Source organism: Mammaliicoccus sp. C-M13 (assembly GCF_022386845.1).
Lineage (GTDB): Bacteria > Bacillota > Bacilli > Staphylococcales > Staphylococcaceae > Mammaliicoccus > Mammaliicoccus lentus.
The window spans coordinates 115830-136941 of the sequence record NZ_JAJNHQ010000010.1; the positions used below are offsets into that span (position 1 = coordinate 115830).

Annotated in this window: 20 protein-coding genes; 14 read left to right on the forward strand and 6 right to left on the reverse strand. The window is 31.2% G+C overall.

Annotated elements, in window-relative coordinates:
* Positions 1-280: 280 nt before the first annotated feature.
* A complete protein-coding gene (gene yfkAB / locus LQ615_RS09485; protein ID WP_239704118.1) occupies positions 281-1420 on the reverse strand; it encodes a radical SAM/CxCxxxxC motif protein YfkAB in 1140 nt (379 codons plus the stop codon).
* A gap of 273 nt (positions 1421-1693) precedes the next feature.
* On the opposite strand from yfkAB, the gene LQ615_RS09490 reads away from it, so the two are divergent.
* The gene (locus LQ615_RS09490; protein ID WP_017001206.1) at positions 1694-1855 is read left to right on the forward strand and encodes an SE1561 family protein; all 162 of its coding nucleotides are present in this window, start codon (positions 1694-1696) and stop codon (positions 1853-1855) included.
* 102 nt (positions 1856-1957) lie between these two features.
* Positions 1958-2473, forward strand: coding sequence for a type 1 glutamine amidotransferase domain-containing protein (locus LQ615_RS09495; RefSeq protein ID WP_064204906.1), 516 nt, complete (start codon positions 1958-1960; stop codon positions 2471-2473).
* A 557-nt stretch (positions 2474-3030) separates the two neighbouring features.
* On the opposite strand, the gene LQ615_RS09500 is transcribed toward LQ615_RS09495, so the two are convergent.
* Positions 3031-4764, reverse strand: a complete 1734-nt coding sequence (locus LQ615_RS09500; RefSeq protein ID WP_070045777.1) for a pyruvate oxidase — start codon at positions 4762-4764, stop codon at positions 3031-3033.
* A 171-nt stretch (positions 4765-4935) separates the two neighbouring features.
* Between LQ615_RS09500 and LQ615_RS09505 the strand changes: the two genes are divergently transcribed.
* The 5 genes from LQ615_RS09505 to LQ615_RS09525 all read left to right on the forward strand — a co-directional run bounded on the left by LQ615_RS09505 (position 4936) and on the right by LQ615_RS09525 (position 9291).
* Entirely contained in the window at positions 4936-5754 is an 819-nt protein-coding gene (locus LQ615_RS09505; RefSeq protein ID WP_218688160.1) for a glycosyltransferase, read from the forward strand.
* A gap of 83 nt (positions 5755-5837) precedes the next feature.
* The gene (gene recX / locus LQ615_RS09510; protein ID WP_017000485.1) at positions 5838-6641 is read left to right on the forward strand and encodes a recombination regulator RecX; all 804 of its coding nucleotides are present in this window, start codon (positions 5838-5840) and stop codon (positions 6639-6641) included.
* Positions 6634-6951 carry a YfhH family protein gene (locus LQ615_RS09515; RefSeq protein ID WP_017000486.1) on the forward strand — a complete coding sequence of 106 codons (318 nt, stop codon included), beginning with the start codon at positions 6634-6636 and terminating at the stop codon, positions 6949-6951. The genes recX and LQ615_RS09515 overlap by 8 nt, the downstream gene beginning before the upstream one ends.
* Positions 6952-6963: 12 nt before the next feature.
* On the forward strand, positions 6964-8511 hold the full coding sequence (locus LQ615_RS09520) for an ABC transporter ATP-binding protein (RefSeq protein WP_017000487.1): 1548 nt from the start codon (positions 6964-6966) through the stop codon (positions 8509-8511).
* Between the two features lie 9 nt (positions 8512-8520).
* Positions 8521-9291, forward strand: coding sequence for an ABC transporter permease (locus LQ615_RS09525; RefSeq protein ID WP_017000488.1), 771 nt, complete (start codon positions 8521-8523; stop codon positions 9289-9291).
* Positions 9292-9388: 97 nt separating this feature from the next.
* Here LQ615_RS09525 and LQ615_RS09530 read toward each other — a convergent pair whose 3' ends face one another.
* Positions 9389-10363 (reverse strand): metal-dependent hydrolase, encoded by a 975-nt coding sequence (locus LQ615_RS09530; protein ID WP_017000489.1) that lies wholly within the window; start codon positions 10361-10363, stop codon positions 9389-9391.
* A gap of 92 nt (positions 10364-10455) precedes the next feature.
* Between LQ615_RS09530 and mutY the strand changes: the two genes are divergently transcribed.
* The 4 genes from mutY (at position 10456) to LQ615_RS09550 (ending at position 15593) form a co-directional block, all read left to right on the forward strand.
* Positions 10456-11493 carry an A/G-specific adenine glycosylase gene (mutY, locus tag LQ615_RS09535; protein ID WP_218688162.1) on the forward strand — a complete coding sequence of 346 codons (1038 nt, stop codon included), beginning with the start codon at positions 10456-10458 and terminating at the stop codon, positions 11491-11493.
* A 75-nt stretch (positions 11494-11568) separates the two neighbouring features.
* Positions 11569-12123 carry a nucleoside tri-diphosphate phosphatase gene (gene ntdP, locus LQ615_RS09540; RefSeq protein WP_017000491.1) on the forward strand — a complete coding sequence of 185 codons (555 nt, stop codon included), beginning with the start codon at positions 11569-11571 and terminating at the stop codon, positions 12121-12123.
* Positions 12124-12189: 66 nt separating this feature from the next.
* Positions 12190-13929 (forward strand): ABC transporter ATP-binding protein, encoded by a 1740-nt coding sequence (locus LQ615_RS09545; protein ID WP_239704117.1) that lies wholly within the window; start codon positions 12190-12192, stop codon positions 13927-13929.
* 68 nt (positions 13930-13997) lie between these two features.
* A complete protein-coding gene (locus LQ615_RS09550; RefSeq protein ID WP_017000493.1) occupies positions 13998-15593 on the forward strand; it encodes an FMN-binding glutamate synthase family protein in 1596 nt (531 codons plus the stop codon).
* Positions 15594-15670: 77 nt separating this feature from the next.
* On the opposite strand, the gene LQ615_RS09555 is transcribed toward LQ615_RS09550, so the two are convergent.
* Positions 15671-16765, reverse strand: a complete 1095-nt coding sequence (locus LQ615_RS09555; protein ID WP_017000494.1) for an FUSC family protein — start codon at positions 16763-16765, stop codon at positions 15671-15673.
* A gap of 97 nt (positions 16766-16862) precedes the next feature.
* Complete coding sequence (locus LQ615_RS09560) at positions 16863-18149, reverse strand: glutamate-1-semialdehyde 2,1-aminomutase (protein ID WP_017000495.1); 1287 nt, start codon at positions 18147-18149, stop codon at positions 16863-16865.
* Between the two features lie 84 nt (positions 18150-18233).
* Here LQ615_RS09560 and bcp point away from each other — a divergent pair, with 84 nt between their 5' ends.
* From bcp to perR, 3 genes are all read left to right on the forward strand, one after another.
* Positions 18234-18692, forward strand: coding sequence for a thioredoxin-dependent thiol peroxidase (gene bcp / locus LQ615_RS09565; RefSeq protein WP_239704116.1), 459 nt, complete (start codon positions 18234-18236; stop codon positions 18690-18692).
* 5 nt (positions 18693-18697) lie between these two features.
* Positions 18698-19651, forward strand: coding sequence for a phosphoglycerate dehydrogenase (locus LQ615_RS09570; protein ID WP_239705363.1), 954 nt, complete (start codon positions 18698-18700; stop codon positions 19649-19651).
* A gap of 78 nt (positions 19652-19729) precedes the next feature.
* The gene (gene perR / locus LQ615_RS09575; protein ID WP_017000498.1) at positions 19730-20188 is read left to right on the forward strand and encodes a peroxide-responsive transcriptional repressor PerR; all 459 of its coding nucleotides are present in this window, start codon (positions 19730-19732) and stop codon (positions 20186-20188) included.
* Positions 20189-20219: 31 nt separating this feature from the next.
* On the opposite strand, the gene LQ615_RS09580 is transcribed toward perR, so the two are convergent.
* A complete protein-coding gene (locus LQ615_RS09580) occupies positions 20220-20639 on the reverse strand; it encodes a YgzB family protein (protein ID WP_017000499.1) in 420 nt (139 codons plus the stop codon).
* Positions 20640-21112 lie beyond the last annotated feature (473 nt).

A 21112-nucleotide genomic window follows, 5' to 3' on the forward strand; every position in this document is an offset into this window, starting at 1 on the left:
AATCCAAAAACAGTAGAAATTCAATTTTAATATTGAATTTCTACTGTTTTTCTTATATTTATTGCAAATCATGTAAAAATCTTTCTTTTAACTATGTTGTAATGAAAAATCAGAGATGAGGATTTTATGTAAGAAGTATATGGAATGTAAAATACGGTCCGATAAATAAAAAACATCGAACCGCAAACGCAAAATACAGGTCGATAAATAAAAAATATCGAACCGCAAATGTAAAATACGGTCCGATAAATCTAAAACAAGCTAGGATTAGGAAATCTTTTTATAAGTGATTCATTCTATGCTCATTTGCCTTAAAGTCTACATCTTTATAATACATATCTTTTACAAGTAAGTTAGGACCTAAACATTTAACTTTTGGACAATGACAATTTAAAGATTTTGCTAGTGACGAATTCATCCATGTTTGGTAAACATCTTCTAATTTATCTTGTTTAATATTTGCGATTGATCCAGTTTCATCACCGAAATCTGTAACGATAACATCTCCAGAAAATACACTAACATTCAATCTACTTCGACCATCAGGGTCATTTCGTAAAGTGACATTTTCAGCTTGATTCAAACGATTTAACAAGTACTGATCCGATTCATTTAAGAAGCATGGGTAAAATGGTAATGTGCCAAATAACATCCAAGTATCTTTATCTCTAAAGTCTAAAATATCATGTATAGTTTCCTTCATTTCATCTAATGTCATGATGTTTAACTGACTAGCAAAATCTGATGGGTACATCGGGTGTATTTCATGTCGGCTACATTTCATATCATGTACAATCTCATTATGAATCTTTTTCAAATAAGGTTTAGTGTTACGGTTTAACATTGTTTCAGCTGATACAAACACGCCTTGTTCTGACAAAGTAGCTGAGTTTTGAATCATTTGTTCGTAAAGTTTATAGCGTGCCTTTAAAGGTGGTTTCTTGTCCATTACGTGGAAGCCGACTTCACTGAATTCATCAATCGTACCCCAGTTGTGAGAAATATGCATCACATCTATGTATTCAGCAATTTCTAAATAACGATCTAAAGGCAGTGTTAAGTTAGAATTCATCTGAGTATAAATGCCTCTATCATATGCATATTTTAAAAGAGGTACCACTGTTTCTCTAATAGACTTTTTACTAAACATTGGCTCTCCGCCAGTAATAGAGATTGTTTTTAGATGAGGAACTTCGTCTAATCTTTTTAAAATTAAATCCATCGGTAAAGTATCAGGGTCTCTCAATTGTAAAGTGTAGCCAACTGCACAATGCGCACATCTCATATTACATAAAGTCGTAGTTGTAAATTCAATATTACTTAATTGAAGTGAGCCATGTTCATCTATGTCATTATAAGCTTCCCAAGGGTCGTTATTAATTGTTATTTTTTTCTTCTTTAAACCACTATGTATTGCCATTTATAAAATCCTTTCATCTTGAATGATACCTGTTTAATATCATTCATTTTATAGCACTATCGTTAACTTTGAATAAAATAAACTTTTGTTTACTCTCTCGATTTTTTATTTTCCATCTCTTCAAGCTTTTTGTCAAATGCTTATTTCGCTCTGTGATGGGCCTTTAGCTTTGGTTATTTATGTAGGAATGAATGTCAATACTGGATTATCATTGTTTTTATACTTGTAATCATTCATAATAATATTATTAAAAACATTAAAAGGAGTATCAATATGACCCAAAAGACGTCTTTGACTGATATTAAACAAAGATTATATGATTTTTTAGATGAAATTGAAGCAATGAATCCAGAAGATATGGAAGTTTCTGATGTGGATGAATGGATTGCATTATTAGATGAATTAGAGAAAAAAGTTCAAGCTATGCAAGACTAATACGGTGTCTTCCTATCATAAAATAAACTTGAAATAAGTTTATAATTTCAGATATGTGGTATACAGAGAGTAGACACATTATGAAAGGAAGAGATTGATATTATGAGTAAGAAAGTAGCAGCAGTTGTAACTGACTTATTTGAAGACGTTGAATTAACAAGCCCACAAAAAGCATTAACAGATGCAGGACACGAAGTTGTTGTTGTAGGTGAAGAAAAAGGTAAAGAAATCACTGGTAAAAAAGGCGAAAAAGTTAAAGTAGACGTTGGTATAGATGAAGCAAATGCAGCAGACTATGATGCAGTCTTGATTCCTGGTGGCTTTTCTCCTGATTTATTACGTGGAGATGAAAAAGGACGTTTTGGAGAATTCGTAAAACATTTCGTACAAGAAGAGAAACCTTCATTCGCAATTTGTCATGGACCTCAATTATTAATTGATACTGATTTATTAAATGGTAGAACTTTAACAAGTTTCTTATCAGTTCGTAAAGATTTACAAAATGCAGGTGCAAAAGTCGTTGACGAATCTGTAGTCGTTGACAATGGCATCGTCACAAGTCGTACACCAGATGACTTAGAAGACTTTAACCGTGAATCACTTGCATTGCTTCAATAAATGCTTTAATTGCCACTCACCATTACGGTGGGTGGTTTTTTATGTGGTAAATCTTAAAAGGAAATGATGGCTAACGTGCAAGAAAAAATAAACAAACCCGTTACAATTTCTAACGAGCAAGACTTATAAAACAAGCACGTTAGCGGTATAAATTAGGTTAATTAATATGAATTTCACATGATATTTATAAGAAACGTCTGTCTAACGTGCAAGAAAAAATAAACAAGCCCGTTACAATTTCTAACGAGCAAGAGTTATAAAACAAGCACGTTAGCGGTATAAATTAGGTTAATTTATATAAAATACACATGAAATTTATAAGAAATGTCTGTCTAACGTGCAAGAAAGTATAAACAAGCCCGTCCAGTCAACTACTGCCAATATAACAAAAGGTATATGACATTGGGTCAAAGACTCATACCTTAAGCATGCACAAATAAAATCGAAGATTATATAAAAATAGCATCTCATTTCTAACTGAATAAATCAGTGAAATGAGATGCTATTTATTTTGAGTTAGGATTTATGTCCTAAGCTCTTCTAATTAGACTATTAATTTAGAAGAATCTTCTAATTAATGTTTTTAATGGTGGCATTTTTTCTAATCTGTTTTCTTCTAACGCTGTTCTAATTTCGAATTTCGCATAGCCTCGTGCTTCATCCCAAACGATTTTTCCTGGTAGTGGGGCAGCATCTGGATCTACTCTTACATTAACGATTACTGGTTTATCTGCTCGTTTTGCTTTTTCTAATGTTGGTGCAATATCTTCTACATCTGAAACGTTATAACCGATACCACCACAACTATCAGCAAATCTAGCGAAGTCTATATCTCCTAAATCGATAGCGTATTCTAATTCACCAGCTGCCTGTTGTTCATATTTAATGAAGGAAAGCTCTTGGTTATTTAATACGACAACAATGATTGGTAGTTTGTATAGTACGGCTGTTACAAAGTCATGCATAACCATAGATAAACCACCGTCACCGGTAATTGCGATTGCTTGTTTATCAGGATTTGCTATTTTACTAGCGATTGCTCCTGGTAAAGCACAGCCCATTGTACCTAACCATGATGAAGTAATAAATTGATTATTATGGTCTAGCTGTAAATAACGTGTACTCCAAACTGTAGAAGTACCAACATCTACTGAATAAACAGTATCTTTGGTAGCTATTTTTTCAATTTCTGCCATTAATCTTTCAGGTCTAATTGGCATGCTATCGTCTGTTCTATCTTCTTCAAGCCATTTATTCCATGTTCTCATATTTTCTTGACATGCTTTAAGGAATTTACGGTCATTTACTTTTTTAGCTTCTTTAGTTAATGAATCTAGTACATTTTTAGTATCGCCAACTAAACCAACATCTACATTAAAACGATTGCCAATAACTGATGGTTTAATGTCGATTTGAATACATGGTATATCTTTATCAGGTAAATAATCTACATAAGGATAGTTAGTACCGACTAAAATTAATAAGTCTGCGTCTTTAGTAGCTTCGAAAGCTGGTTTTGTACCAATTTTACCTAAATTACCCATGAAATTAGGGTGTTTATCAGGGATGATACCTTTTGCTGGTAATGTGATTACACCCGGCGCATCAATGTGATCGATGAAATCGAGTAGTTCATCTTTTGCATCTTTAGCTCCAACACCCGTTAATACAACAGGTTTTTCACTATTATTAATTAATTCAGCTGCTTTTCGAACTTCACTTTCTTCAGCATATTTAACTGAATTTTGAAATTCATAAGTTTCTCTTGGAACTTTATCTTCTATTTTTCCACTTAATATATCACTTGGAATTGTAAGTACAGCAACACCTTTTTTAGCGTATGCTGTTTTAATTGCTTCGTTAACTGTTTCGTGGATGTTTTCCGCTGATTCAATTTGTTTATTATAAACGGCAACATCTTCGAATAATGCTGGTAAATCAACCTCTTGGAAAAATTTTGTTCCCAATTTGTCTGAGTCTGTTTGACCAGCTAATACAAGCATAGGCACGTTGTCCATTTTGGCATCATACATACCATTTAATAGATGGATTGCTCCTGGTCCGCCTATACTTAGAGCTACTGCTATTTTTCCAGTTAGCTTAGCATAACTACTAGCGGAAAGTGCAGCGACTTCTTCATGTCTCACATGATAAAATTTAATCGCTTCTTCTTCTGTTTTAAGAGCATCAACAACTTTATCTATTGAATCACCAGGTATTCCATACACATGGTCAATCTGCCAATTTTTTAAAACTTGTACAAGTGCTGCATTTGCTTTTATTTTTGCCATTCATTATTCCTCCTTGTTTTCATATACTAATATATATACCCAAATACGCTAAAAGTAATACGTAAAAGTAAGTCTCCGGACTGATTTTCTTGTTTTTAAGTAAAAACCAGTGTTTAAAATACTTATTACAAGATATAATAATAAAAGAAATACGAATGAGGGAGCGCAAAGATGGGGCTATTTAAAAATAAGAAAAATGATATTTCTCAAACAAATTCTGAAGAAGAAGTTCAATATAGAAGATATCAACACTACTATCAAGAACCTATACAACCTAGAAAAAGAAAAAAAGTGTCCAAATTATTTGGATTTTTAGCTATATTAATCATATTTGTTATCGCGTTCTATATCGCAGTTATGTATATGTGGTCAAGAACATCGGACGTAGATGAATTAACAAAAATAGAAGATAAACCATCTTATGTTCAAGTTGAAGATATGCCTGATTATACGAAAAATGCATTCGTTGCCGTAGAAGATAAACGGTACTATGATCATGAGGGTATAGACTTAAGAGGTGTATCAAGAGCTTTAGTAGTATCATTAAAAAATGGTGAATTGACACAAGGTGGTAGTACGATAACACAACAAGTCGTCAAAAATTATTTTTATACGAACGAAACTCAAATGACGCGTAAAGTAAAAGAAATGTTTGTAGCTAAGCGAGTAGAAGATACTTATGATAAAAATGATATACTAAGTTTTTATGTTAATAATATATATTTCGGAGGAAACAATTATACTATAGAAGAAGCGGCTAATTATTATTTTGGCGCTACAGTAGATAAAAATAATCCTTATTTACCACAAGTTACAGTATTACAAAGTGCAATTTTAGCAAGCGTTGTTAATGCGCCATCAAATTTCGATATTAATAACATTAGTGATAGTTATGTAACAAGGATTAAATCAACATTAGAGAAAATGAAACAACAAAAATATATTACAGATAGTCAATATACACAAGCTATAAATGAATTAAACCAATAACAAAGCACACTGGGTTAAGTGATTAAACTTTTAAACTCAGTGTGTTTTATTGTATTCTATATATAAATGTGGAGGGATTCAATTTGCTGAAAATCACTAAATTAGAAGTACAAAAGAAAAACAAAGAACGGCTAAATTTATTTATTAACAACGAATTTGAGATGGGTATTGATCAAGCTACTTATATATATTTTAATTTAAGAAAAGATATGGAAGTTACGAAAGAACAACTTCAAAAAATTAAAGACTATGATCAATATAGACAAGCTTTAAATCAAGCAATTATATATCTATCCCATAAAAAAAGAACGGAACTAGAAGTAGAACAATATTTAACGGACAAAGAGTACAGTTACGATTTAGTTAAAGATGTAATTGATTACTGTAAAAACAATCGCTATATTAATCACGAAGATTATATTGAAAGTTTGAAAAATACAATTTTAAAAACAACTGATAAAGGTCCAGATCATTTTGAAAGAGTAGCTAAAGAAAAAGGACTATCAAATGATTTAATATTAAAATATAAATCAAAATTTGAAGAAGAAATGTCTGATGATAGAATTATAAATATTGCAAATAAAATTATGAGTAAAAAGAAACAGCCACCAAATAGGTTAAAACAATCTATCGTACAAACGCTACAACAAAGAGGATATGCTTTTTCGCTTATTAACGAGCATTTAACAGATTTAAATATAGAACCAACTTCTGACGATGTTGAAAATATTTTGATGAAAGATTTAGAAAAGGTATATAATAAATATCAAAAGAAATATAATGGATATGAACTAAAAACTCATGTCGTTCAAGCATTAGCGAGAAAAGGCTATACATTTGATATGATTAATGACAAATTAAGAGAAAGTGGTATTGTAGATGAGTGAAGATAAAAAATTTGTAGAAATGACAGAATACGAATTAAACACAGTAATAGCGGATTATAGAGAAAAAATGAGAAAAGCTGAAGCGATGGGTATTCTAAATGAATACGAAGTTTATAAAAGAAAAGCTTTAATTGCAGAAGCTTATCTTGTTGATACATCTAAGATAGAAACAGGAAAGGTTTATGGACTAATAGGTGAGACGCGCAGTTACTTTAAAGTTGAAAGAATTAATGGTGTGTTTGCGTGGGGCTTCAGATTAAAAGGTTCAAAAATTGAAGAAGGCATTCCAGTTAGTCTTCTACAACTATAATGGTGGTGCAGTATGACACAGCAAATATTAGTAAGAGTTGTTAATGCAACAAAATATTATTACAAAACTAAAAAACAGAATAAAATTATATCTTTGTTCAAATTAAATCGTTTAGATAGAGAAATTATTTTGAAGAATGTGACGGTACATCTATATCGTGGTGAAGTACTTGGCATAATAGGCGATGATGAATCAGGTAAAGAATTAATCAGCAGATTAATGACAAAGGAAATATCGCCCAACATAGGTAAAGTAACCAATAACGAACAAACATTTCTTGCTGATGTTTCGCATAAAGAAAATGATTTTCAAACTTTAAATGAATTGATTATAAGAACGCTAAGTTTATCAAAGGTTAGTGCTAAAAACATATCTAAGTTACAAGATGAGATTTTAGATTTTGCAGAGCTAAAAGATAAAGGTACTTCTACATGCCAAGAAATTACCCAAAGTGAGTATGCTCAATTACTTATTGGTATTAGTAATTATATGAAACCTACTGTAGCGATTTTTACAAACATCATTCAATATTTAAATGAATCATTTCAACAAAAATTTCATGATTTTTTAACAGAACAGAAAGAAAATGATAGAGCTGCAGTATTGATAGATGATCATGTTCATTCTATAGAGAAAATGAGCAACTATTTAATTTGGTTAACATACGGTCAAGTTAGAAAAGAAGGTACAGTGAAAGAAGTTTTAAATCACTATAGAGATTATTATAAAAAGTATAATCAACTTTATGACAAAGAACAAAAGTCGTTATATGATTTGAAATGGAGAATATCACAGCAAGAGTTACCAGTTGCACAAGGTGAAGGTTATAAAAGAATGCGCAAATATCAATACGGTAAAATACCTAAATCTATAGAAAAAATGTTATTTTACGGTACGACTTTTCTTATTGGCGCATCGTTAGCAGCATTATTCATGTTCTTGGATGTAGGAAATTTAAGTTCTAATAAAGAAGATACAACTAAACAAGTTATTGCTACGAACAGTAAGCCTGAATACATAGACAAATCAGCATATATATTATCATTAAAAGAAGATACAGAAGTACAATCATCATCTAAAGATAAAAATTATAAACTTCCTCAATATAGTTTCCTAGATGTCACTGGTGAAAATGAATCTAAATATAGACTAGAAATAGATAGTCAAGCTTATACAACAAATAAAAATAATTTATACTTCTTTAATCCAGCAGGCTTATACGAAGAAAAAAATTGGTCTGAATTAGAAGATTATGTGGATGATAATTATTTAAATTATATTGATTTTTATAATAGTTTTATGCATAAAAGCCATAAACAAGTATCTGAGACTATCAGACCAGAAAATGAAAATAGATTTAATGAGCAAATGGAAGGTCAAAAAGTCCATATGATTTTTGACAGCGACAATAAATTAATTGGCTTTACATTTGATATTAAAAATAAAGAAAAACTCATCAAAAAATATAATATTTCTAGTGATAATTGGGTCGTTAAATCAAGAGACGGGTATATGGTAGCAGACTTGAAAGCAAACAAATGGATCTTTATTCGATTATAGGAGGTTAATATGAACGAATTATTTGAACAACACATCAAGCATTTTCCACATATGATCAAATATTGCTTCTTTGAAGTTCGTTATCATTACAAGTACTATTTATCGGCGTTTGGTATAATGTTATTATTGCTTATTTTAACATTTGGACAACTGTTGATACGAGATACAATAGATATACAACGATCAACTTCATTCTTTAGACTTGTAGGATTTTTTGCTTATATATGGATATTTTTATCGTTATTTCACGCTGAGAAAACTGTAAGAAAGCAAGGGGCATTATACAATAGGTTATCTGTTCCTTATTATGTTGGGACATCTGCCCAAGTATTTTTAGCAATGTTAATGTTTCTTATAATTATTACAATTACAGGTATGGTATCTACAAACATGTCTGAAATAATAGATATTAATCATTTAGGATTTTTCTATTATTTAGTAATGGCATATATTTTACTTGTTCCATTAGCATCCATCATTGGTTTGCTGGGAAAATATTTCTATAAAACGAGATTTATTGTATTTGGTTTATTAATCATATTATTATTCATCGTGCCAGTTTTATATGTCCCGAATAATATGTATGCTGTTTGGGTAAATGTACTCAAGTTAAATCCATTATTTTATATTATTAATGGTTTCCAACAGACAATGATTTTAGGGAATGCTTCTGTAACCAATTTACCTTATCACATATTATTTTATTTTGAATTAGGTATTGTGTATTTAGCTTGGATAAATGTTAATAGAGCAGATAAAGTAAAATATTTTAAAGATTAAACTGAAGAAAAACCCCCTTTCAAAGTATGCAACTTAAACGTTGAAAACTTTGAAAGGGGATTTTTTATATGCTGAACTTTCTCGTGTCATATATTAATTATACTTCTAATTTTTTCATTAATTTTTCTTCTGTAAAGACCCAACCGATATATGAACTTGTGACTTTCATATCGTCATCTAGTAGTAGTATCGCAACGAATGGATAATGGCCATTTTTTAAATATCTTAAATCGATGAACCTTAATTCTGTCGTATGTTGATCTACTCTAGTAACTTCCCATCTATATATTGAACTGAAGTTTAAAAATGCTCTGAGATTTTTGTCGAATTTAGCATGTTCCATAATATGGTCGTTAGGGAAAGCTTGTCTTTTGAAGACATCATTAAATGAAACGTTACGACCGTAGCTTCGTCCAACATAATCGTGCGTTTCAGTTTGTATAGCAATGCGCCATTCCATAAAACGAATGGTTGGAGCTACGAAAATTTTCACTGGATTATGCTCTTGTTGGATTTGTTTTAAAGCTTGTTTCTTGATAGCATCTTGTAATATGAATCGTATCGCATAATAAAATGCCAGTGCAAGGTATAGTGTGCCGAATGCAACACCCGCATTCAATCCTAATGTCCAAAAAAGTATAGCAATCAAATGCGTAATGAATATGATAGGGTCGAAGGTATTTATAATACTTAATTGTATCCATTTGTTAGAAATTGGCCGGAGTGCTTGTGTACCATAAGAATTAAAAATATCTACAAAAACATGAAAGAATACAGCAAGCTGTGTCCATAACCAAATGTGTAATAAATTAACGCTTGGAAATATAACAAATATTAAAAATGATAAAATAAGTGGCCATAATAATGTAAAAGGAATAGAATGTGTGATTCCTCTATGGTTTTTTACATAAATAGCATTATTTTTAAACTTTAATACTGTATCTATATCAGGAATTTGAGAGCCAACCATAATACCAGTTGCAACTGCTGCAAACGTTGGTGTTACGTTTGGATCTAACGTTGCAAGGCCAGTTAAGGCTACACCCATAACGACATGTGTTCCAGTATCCATAAATTTCACCTCTTTACTTTAAGGTATATGATATATATTATATAGCATAAGTATAGAAATCTTAAAGCAATTAACCAGAAAGTAGTGTCAAAATGTTAGAAATAAATGAATTTAAGCACGATTTACTTAAATGGTTTGATGAAAATCAAAGACAAATGCCTTGGAGAGAAACTAAAAATCCATATTACATTTGGTTAAGTGAAGTGATGTTGCAACAAACTCAAGTTAATACTGTAAGACCATATTATAATGCTTTTATAGAACGTTTCCCTACAATTGAAGCATTAAGTACTACAAATGAAGAAGATGTCCTTAAATATTGGGAAGGTTTAGGTTATTATTCACGGGTTAGAAATTTTCATGAAGCGGTCAAAGAAGTCCACAACAAATATAATGGGAAAGTACCTGATGATCCAGAAAGCTTTCAATCCCTTAAAGGGGTAGGTCCATACACTAATGCTGCTGTTATGAGTATCGTACATAATCATCCATTGCCGGCAGTGGATGGAAATGTATTGAGAGTTTGGAGTAGGTTAACTTGTAACGATGCTGATATTGCGCAACCTAAAACAAAAAAATTGTTTGAAAAAGAATTGCAACCATTCGTAGAAACAAAGTCTGGTGATTTTAACCAAGCGATGATGGAACTAGGCGCTACAATCTGTACACCTAAAAAGCCTATATGTATATTATGTCCAGTTCAAAAGCACTGTGAAGCATTTGCAGAAGGTGTTGTTTTAGAATTACCAGTTAAGAAAAAGAAAATTAAGAAAAAAACAATTGATTATGACGTACTTTATATTACGAACCGAGAAGGTCAAATCCTTATACGTAAAAGAGATACTAAATTATTAAATGGTATGTGGGAATTTCCAATGTTTGAACAAGACACAAGTATTGATGCTATTGAAGATGAACTTGATGCTGTCATTACGATAGAGAATGAACCTGTTATACAAACTAAACATGTATTTACGCATATGACTTGGAATATGAAAGTATATAAGGCATACATGCAAAAAGAAAATATTAAACCACCTTATAAGTGGATGAACAAAAACGAAAAAGATACTTTGTCATTTTCTACGTCAATGACTAAAATTTTCACGCAAATGAACCAATTACTTTAACTAAAACATTATTTTAGATTATTTATTGAAGTATGATATAATAGCTTGGTAAATATTTAAAAGGTGGTGTGGAACATGGTCAAAGAATCCATACCAAAAGAAGGCCAAGTAATTAAGGTTCAAAGTTATAAACATGATGGTAATATACATCGTGTATGGTCTGAAACAACAATTCTTAAAGGTACGAGTCATGTCATTATCGGTGGAAACAATCGTACACTCGTAACAGAAAGTGACGGACGAACTTGGGTTACAAGAGAACCTGCGATTGTTTATTTCCATGCTGAATATTGGTTTAATGTCATTTGTATGTTCCGCGATGACGGTGTTTATTATTATTGTAATCTTTCTTCACCATTTGTTTGTGATGAAGAAGCAATTAAATATATTGATTACGATTTAGATATAAAAGTGTACCCAAGTGGGAAATATCATCTCTTAGATGAAGATGAATATCGTCAGCATATGAAACAAATGAATTATCCAAAAGATATTGATACAATTCTACGAAGAAATGTTGATATTCTACAACAATGGATTGAAAGGAAAAAAGGACCATTTGCGCCTGACTTTATTAAAGTTTGGCAAGAAAGATTTCATTCTATTGATAGACATTATCCAGGAGAATGAAAAAATTATACAGCCTAGCGATCTGCTAGGCTGTTTCGTTTTGATATTATGAATGGGGGAACAAAAATGATCAAAAGGTATTTACAATTTGTAAAGCCATATACTTGGCATATTGTAGGTACGATTATCATTGGGATTTTAAAATTTGGGATTCCTTTATTATTACCATTATTAATAAAATTCGTTATTGATGATGTAATAAATAATGGTGCACTATCAATTGGGCAAAAAACTGAAAAGTTAACTTATGCACTATTAATTATGGGATTTATATTTATAGTTTTAAGACCACCAATAGAGTACTTTAGACAATATCTAGCGCAATGGACATCTAACAAGATTTTGTATGATATTCGTAAAAAATTATATACACATTTACAGGCTTTGAGTTCAAGATTTTATGCGAACAACAAAGCGGGTGAAGTAATTTCACGTGTTATTAATGACGTTGAACAGACAAAAGATTTTATATTAACGGGGCTTATGAATGTTTGGCTAGACTTAGTAACAATTGTTATAGCATTAAGTATTATGTTTGTTTTAGATATTAAATTAACTTTTGCAGCAATTGCAATTTTTCCACTATTCATCTTTAGTATTTATTACTTCTTCGGAAAGTTAAGAAGGCTAACTAGAAAAAGATCACAAAGTTTAGCTGAGCTTCAAGGTTTTCTACATGAGCGAGTTTCTGGAATGTCTGTGATTAAAAGTTTTGCTATTGAAAAAAATGAAGAAAAAAGATTTGACGAACGTAACCGTAATTTTCTAACGAAAGCTACTGAACATACATTATGGAACGCTAAATCATTTGCTGTCATCAATACAGTAACAGATTTAGGGCCATTGTTAGTAGTAGGTATCGGAGGATTTTTAGTTATAAATGGACAATTAACAGTAGGGACTTTAGCAGCATTTGTTGCTTACTTAGAACAACTTTATGGACCGTTACGTAGACTAGTTTCTTCATCAACAACGTTAACTCAAAGTATTGCTTCTATGGACAGAGTTTTTCATTTATTTGATGAAAAATACGATGTTAAAAATACAGAAGACGCCGAACCCATTAAAATTACGAATGGTGATATTGAATTTGAAAATGTTTCATTTAAATATAATGAATATGACGATGATGTGTTACATCAAATTAATTTAAATATTAATAAAGGTGAAACAGTCGCATTTGTGGGCATGAGTGGCGGCGGTAAATCTACATTAATTAGTTTGATACCTAGATTTTATGATGTAACAGAAGGTAGAATTATGATAGATGAACATAACGTTAAAGATTTCACAACAGAGAGCTTACGTCATCAAGTAGGCATGGTTGAACAAGATAATATTTTATTCTCGGATTCAATTAAAGAAAATATATTATTAGGTAAACCAGACGCGACTGAAGATGAAGTCATTGAAGCAAGTAAAAAAGCTAATGCTCACGACTTTATTATGTCATTGCCTAATGGATATGAAACAGAAGTAGGAGAACGTGGTGTTAAACTTTCAGGTGGACAAAAACAACGTGTATCTATTGCGAGAATATTCTTAAATAACCCACCTGTACTGATTCTAGATGAAGCGACAAGTGCGTTAGATTTAGAAAGTGAAAAAATTATTCAAGATGCACTTGAAATATTAAGCGCTGAAAGAACGACTTTAATTGTTGCGCACAGACTTTCAACAATTACGCATGCAGATAAAATAGTCGTTATACAAAATGGAAATATTGAAGAAGTTGGTTCGCATAGAGAGTTAATGGAAGCTAGAGGCAGCTACTTCAATTTATACAATATACAATCTTTCGAGTAAAATTACATCCCCCTCTATCTAACTATGATATTATTAAGTTATCATAGTAGAAAAGAGGGGGAATTTTTATGACTTTTCTAAGTGTATTACAATTAATTGTGAACATATTATTTTTTGTTATTATAATTGGATTGTTAATCACGGGGGTAACACTTTATATAATAGACAAAAGACAAAAACATCATAGCGTATTAAGAAATTATCCCTTACTAGGGAGAGCAAGATACTTTTTAGAAAGTGTTGGGCCAGAATTAAGACAATATCTAATATTAAATGATAACGATGGCAAACCATTTTCTAGAAAGCAATATTTAAATATGGTAATGCCAGGTAAATATAAGAGTCGAATAGAAAGTTTTGGTTCTAAGAGACAATTTGAAGAACCAGGTTTTTATATTCAAAATTCTATGTTTCCTATAGATGTTGATGAATTAGAAATAAATCAAAAAGATATGATGTCTACTTATATTTATAATGTTGATAATGAAGGGTTATTTGATAGAAAAGAGTCACAAGTTAAAAAAACTGTAGAACCTTATAAATTAACGGAAACTAATGAAATGGTAATTGGTCCAGAATTAAAGCATCCTTTTGTAGTAAATAGATTAGTAGGCCAATCAGGGATGAGCTACGGTGCACTTGGTAAAAATGCTATAACTGCATTATCTAAAGGCTTAGCAAGAAGCGGTTCTTGGATGAATACAGGAGAAGGTGGTTTAAGTGACCATCATTTATCCGGAAATTGTGACATCATTTTTCAAATTGGCCCTGGATTATTCGGAGTAAGAGATAAAGCAGGTAACTTCGATGAGGATGAATTTATAGAGAAATCTAAAATAGAACAAGTAAAAGCTTTTGAACTAAAATTAGCTCAAGGTGCAAAAACAAGAGGCGGGCATATTGATGGCAAGAAGATAACGAAAGAAATTGCTGAAATTAGAAACGTGACGCCATATGAAACTGTTAACTCACCAAATAGATTTGAATTTCTACATAATAACCTAGAGCTATTACAATTTGTTGATAAGTTAAGAAATCTATCAGAAAAACCTGTAGGAATTAAAATCGTAGTAGGTAATATAGAAGACTTAAAAGATTTGATAAGCGAAATGTCAAGAAGTGGAATCATTCCTGATTTCATTACAGTAGATGGTAGTGAAGGTGGGACAGGGGCAACTTTTCAAGAATTGACGGATACAGTAGGATTACCACTGTTTACTGCTTTACCACTGCTTGACCTAGAACTCAAAAACAACGGAATTAGAGATAAAGTAAAAGTATTCGCTTCAGGTAAATTAATTACACCTGATCAAATTGCTATTGCATTAGGATTAGGCGCAGATTTAGTCAATGTTGCAAGAAGTTTGATGATTAATGTAGGGTGTATCATGGCACAACAATGTCATACTAATAATTGTCCGGTTGGTGTTGCAACTACTGACCCTAAAAAAGAAACAGCATTAGTCGTATCAGAGAAAGAATATAGAGTGTCGAATTATATTGTAAGCTTGCATGAAGGATTATTTAATTTAGCAGCTGCAGTTGGAGTTAAAAGTCCGAATCAAATAGAAGAAAAACATATACTCTATAGAAGTTATAATGGGCACGTGTTAAATGGTATACAGTATAAAAAATCTTTATATAATGAAAAAAGAGCAATATAATAAAAGAGACGGAGACATAAAAGTGTCTCCGTCTCTTTTTAAGATAAGTGTTAATATTGTAGCTTTGCCAGTCAAACTTATAAATCGAAATCTTCCTCAGCAATTTCTATATCACTATCTTCAGGGTGGAATTTAAAGTAACTTGATGAAAGTCTATCTAAATGTAAAATACTAGATTTGTAATCCAACATTGCTGAAATGACTTGCATTATGTTTTCTATATCATAATCATCTTGATCAGGGTTACTTGTGATTTCTTTAATGAAAATATCCATTAGCTCTTCTTTATATGGTTCTACTAGATGATCAGGCACATTATCGAGTTCGTGTTTTGCTTTTTGTGAGATACGAACGAGTATTTGTTCATGTAATGCCATCAATTCATCTAATTCAAATTTCATTTGTACTTTAAAGTCATCATCTAAATTATGAATATCATTTTCATACCGATTCATTTTTCTCAATACTTCATAGGCTCGCCTAGTTGCCATGATAGCTTCTTTAAATAGCACCTTTTTGCGCATTTGAGCAAATGCTTTTTTCTTAGAATAAGCTCTCTCTTCTTTATAGAAAAGATAAAACTGTTCTAACTTTACAATACGAGTTCTAATATTTTCTAAATCTTGTTTAACGTAATGAAATTCTGTTGTACCATTTAATACTAATCTGAACCATTTAAATATATCTGTAGAGATATTTAAAGAGTTATAATACATTTTAGTTTCAAATTTTGGTGGTAGAAAAGCAAAATTCACTATGAATGCACTTGATACACCTATCATAACGAGAGCAAATCTGTAGAATGCAGAAATATAGAAGTCGCCTTCATGATGCCCAAGTATGATTAAAGCTGTAACAACGGCTAAATTAGAAACGTGTTGTAAATTAAATTTATAAAGTATTGAAATAATAATAACCGCAGTAAGACCAATAAAGACTACATTGTTACCAAAAATAGAGAATATGGTAATGGCAGTAACCGCACCAATGATATTACCTTGAAATTGTTCTACTACTGTTTTAAATGATCGATAAACACTTGGTTGCATAGCTACCATTGCTGTAACCCCAGCTATGGAAGTAAGCATGACTGAACCTGGTAGTAAATTTGCTAGAAATATAGCAAGGACAATTGCGATACCTGTCTTAAATATTCTTGCCCCAAATTTCATAGAACCATTCCTTTTTGTTGTTGAAGAAAGCTTGTAACTTTATTCACAAGTCTATTATATATATAGGTTATACATTGTTTTTAAACAATTTTCAAGTTTATAGTTGAGATAAAGCGATATCTGCTGCTTTTATAGTTTCTTTTATATCCTCTTCAGTATGTTCAGTTGTTAAGAACCATGCTTCATATTTAGATGGAGCCAAATTGATACCTTGATTTAGCATAGATTTAAAGAATTTAGCAAACTTCTCACCATCTGTGTTTTCAGCTTGAATGTAATTTTCAACTTTTTCATCAGTGAAATAGATAGTCAAAGCACCTTTAATACGATTAATTGTAGCTTTAACATTATGTTTTTCAATTAATTCTAGAAGACCATCTTCTAATTGTTTACCTAGTTTATCTAAATAATCATATACATCAGGTTGTTCAAGAACTTCTAATAATGCAATTCCTGCTCTCATTGATAATGGATTACCAGCCATTGTACCAGCTTGATAAGCTGGACCTAAAGGTGCAACATGTTCCATGATTTCTTGTCGACCGCCATAAGCGCCGATTGGTAGTCCACCACCAATTACTTTACCAAAAGCAGTTAAATCAGGGTATACGCCCAGTAAGTCTTGAGCTGCACCATAATGGAAACGAAATGCTGTAATCACTTCATCGTAAATAACTAAGCCACCATGTTCGTGAGTAATATCATTTACAGCTTCTAAAAAACCTTCTTTAGGTTCAACCATACCAAAGTTACCTACAATAGGTTCAACTAGAACACCAGCAACTTGGTCGCCCCAATGTTCCATTGCTTCTTTAAATGATTCAATGTCATTGAAAGGAACTGTTATTACTTCTTGAGCTACACTTTTTGGTACTCCTGCGGAATCAGGCGTTCCTAATTGAGCTGGACCACTACCCGCTGCAACTAGTACTAAATCTGAATGACCGTGATAACAACCAGCAAATTTTATAATTTTATCTCTTTTTGTATATGCACGCGCAACTCTTATTGTAGTCATTACAGCTTCTGTACCTGAGTTGACGAATCTAATTTTTTCTAATGAAGGGATAGCTTCACGTAGCTTTTTAGCAAATGTAATTTCATATTCAGTTGGTGTACCTAGTAGTACGCCATCTTCTGCTGCTCCTTTAATAGCTTCAGTAATATGAGGATGAGCATGGCCCGTTATAATAGGGCCATAAGCTTGTAAATAATCTATGAATTTATTTCCATCTACATCATATAAATAAGCGCCTTTCCCTTTTTTCATAACTACAGGTGCTCCACCACCGACCGCTTTATATGAACGAGAAGGGGAGTTAACGCCACCTAAAATATATTCATCAGAAAGTGTCTGTAAATATTCACTATTTTTAAAATCCATTTTATCAACCTCTTTTGTTTTAATTATTTTCATATATATCGTATCATAAAATTAAGTATCTATCGTTGATAAGGAGTGTATATGATGACAAAAATTGGTGACAAATTTCCAGATTTTAATTTAAAGAATCAAAATGGTGAAACAATATCTAGTGAAGACTTAAAAGGCAGTAAATCTATTGTGTATTTTTACCCAAGAGATAATACACCTACATGTACTACAGAAGCATGTGACTTTAGAGATAATTCAGAAGATTTTAATGAATTGAATACTAAAGTATATGGTATAAGTGGGGACAGTGAGAAGAAACATTCTAATTTCTCAAACAAACATAGCCTAAATTTTGATTTGTTAGTAGATGAAGATTATCAATTATCTGAAAAGGTTGGTGTATATCAACTGAAAAAATCTTTTGGTAAAGAATCAATGGGGATAGTTCGAACTACATTTGTTCTTGATGAAGATAATAAAGTAATACATGTTATTGAAAAAGTTAAAGTTAAAACACAAATAGAAGACTTAAAAAACTTTTTGAAGGAATGATATAAATGAAGGTAGTTGCTTTGATGAAATTGAAGGATCAAGAAGAAAGATTAGTAAATGCATTTCCTAAAGTTGAATTTACTTTCTATAAGCATCCAGAATTAGCTGATAATAATGTATTAAAAGAAGCGGATGTATTGGTAGCTTATCATAGCGAAGTAGATGAAACCTTTTTAGATAAATGCAAGAACTTAAAATTGATAGCGTGGTTTGCTACTGGTGTAAATAATTTACCACTCGATTATATCGACAAAAGAGGAATTAAATTAACAAATGCTAGAGGCGTACACGCAATTCAAATTGCAGAGTTTATTTTTGGTTACATATTTAATGATATAAAACTATTTAAAGAAACATATGAAGCGCAAAAGAACCATGAATTTAAACATAAGTTAAATCCCGGTTCTATCTATAATAAGACAATCCTATTTTTAGGGACTGGCAAAATTCCTGAAAGAACTGCACGTATTGCGAAAGCATTTAATATGAATGTGATTGGTATAAATACAACAGGTCACAAAGTAGATGAATTTGATGAAGTATATTCTATAGAAGAAAGAGGTAAAGTTTATCATAAAGCAGACTTTATTGTGAATGTATTACCTGAAACAGATAACACGGTACATTTATTAGATGAACAAGACTTCAAATCTATGAATGATGATGTACACTTTATTAATGTAGGAAGAGGAACTGTAGTCTCTGAAGATGTGTTAGTAAAAGCATTAGAAAATAAAGAAATACGACATGCTTCTATAGATGTTTTTGAAATTGAACCACTGCCGGAGGATTCAAAGCTATATGATATGGAAAATGTTACGATAACCCCACACATCACGGGTAATGACAATCGTAATATGGAGAGATGTGCAGATATATTAATAGAAAATCTCAATAAAATGATAGAAAATGATAATAGCGAGTTAAATAATGAAGTGAATATTCAGTCAGGATATTGATTAATTGTTTGACAAAGCACTGTTATAGGGGCTATATTATAAATAATAATCATTATAAATTAGAAGGTGGGTGAAAGGATGCAGCATAGTACAGAAGATGTTGAACATTTATTAGAAGATGCGATTGGAACATTGAGAAGTACAGGCGTAAGAATAACACCACAACGTCAATCTATTCTTCAATATTTAATAGAAGCAGATAGTCATCCTACAGCTGATGAAATTTATCAGTCACTTTCACCACAATTTCCAAATATGAGTGTTGCTACAGTTTATAATAACTTGAAAGTTTTTAAAGAAACTGGACTTGTTAAAGAATTAACATATGGTGATGCATCAAGTCGTTTTGATTTTGAAACACACAACCATTATCATATCATTTGTGATCAATGTGGAAAGATTACTGATTTCCATTATCCGAGATTAGATGAAGTTGAACAACTAGCTCAACATGTAACAAGTTTTTCTGTTACACACCACAGAATGGAAATATATGGTGTTTGTCCGGAATGTCAAAGTAAAAATAAAAACAAATAAAAAAGCTAAAGACTTTAGGTCTTTAGCTTTTTTATTTATGTTCTTCAGTATTATTATCCTGTTCGGCTTCTTCTAACTTCTTAGATTTACGTTTGTTGTTGTAATCTTGATTAAAAGTTTTTCCTTCTAAGTTCTTATCTAGAGTTAAAGGTTGATTACAATTTGCACAGATATCTGCTCGACCCAACATCTTAGTATATTGATCACAGTTTGGACATTTAACTTGTATTGTTCTCGAACTAAGCATCCCAATCCAGAAATAAACAATAAATGATAATCCTAATGCCAGCATACCAAGTACTAAGAAAATACTAAAAACAATTTGACTCTTGAAATAGTAAAAGAAGAATACACCTATATACATTATTATCATTCCTAAGAAGATTAATCCTAATGCAAAAGATCTTATTCTATTTATTTTACTAGTAGGTTTTTTACGAAATAGCTTCAATTCTATTCCCTCCACACTATTTAATACTGATAAAGTATAGCATATTTTCTATTATGATATATAGTGGCTTTTAAAGTGAAATAATATACATATTTGTTTGAATAAATCGTTGACGTTCTCTATATAACTTGATATTATAAAAAAGTCGTCGAAACACATAGACGAACACAACTTATAGAATTTGTTAAAAAGGTTAATAAAGTGTAAATTTGATGCTTGAATTTAACGAAATAACAATGTAATATAAATTATGCAAGTGAGTTACTTCGCAATTAACAACTTGAAAGATTGTTTCTAGCGAAAAAAACAAATTAAAACTTTTTAAAAATAAAGCTTGCATCGAAATAAAATAACTGGTATAATTGATTCTTGTAGCGGTTAAAAATGAACATTGAAAACTGAATGACAATATGTCAACGTTAATTCCAATAATTGAGTACTGAAAGTACTTCAAAGAGTGATTGGCTTAACCA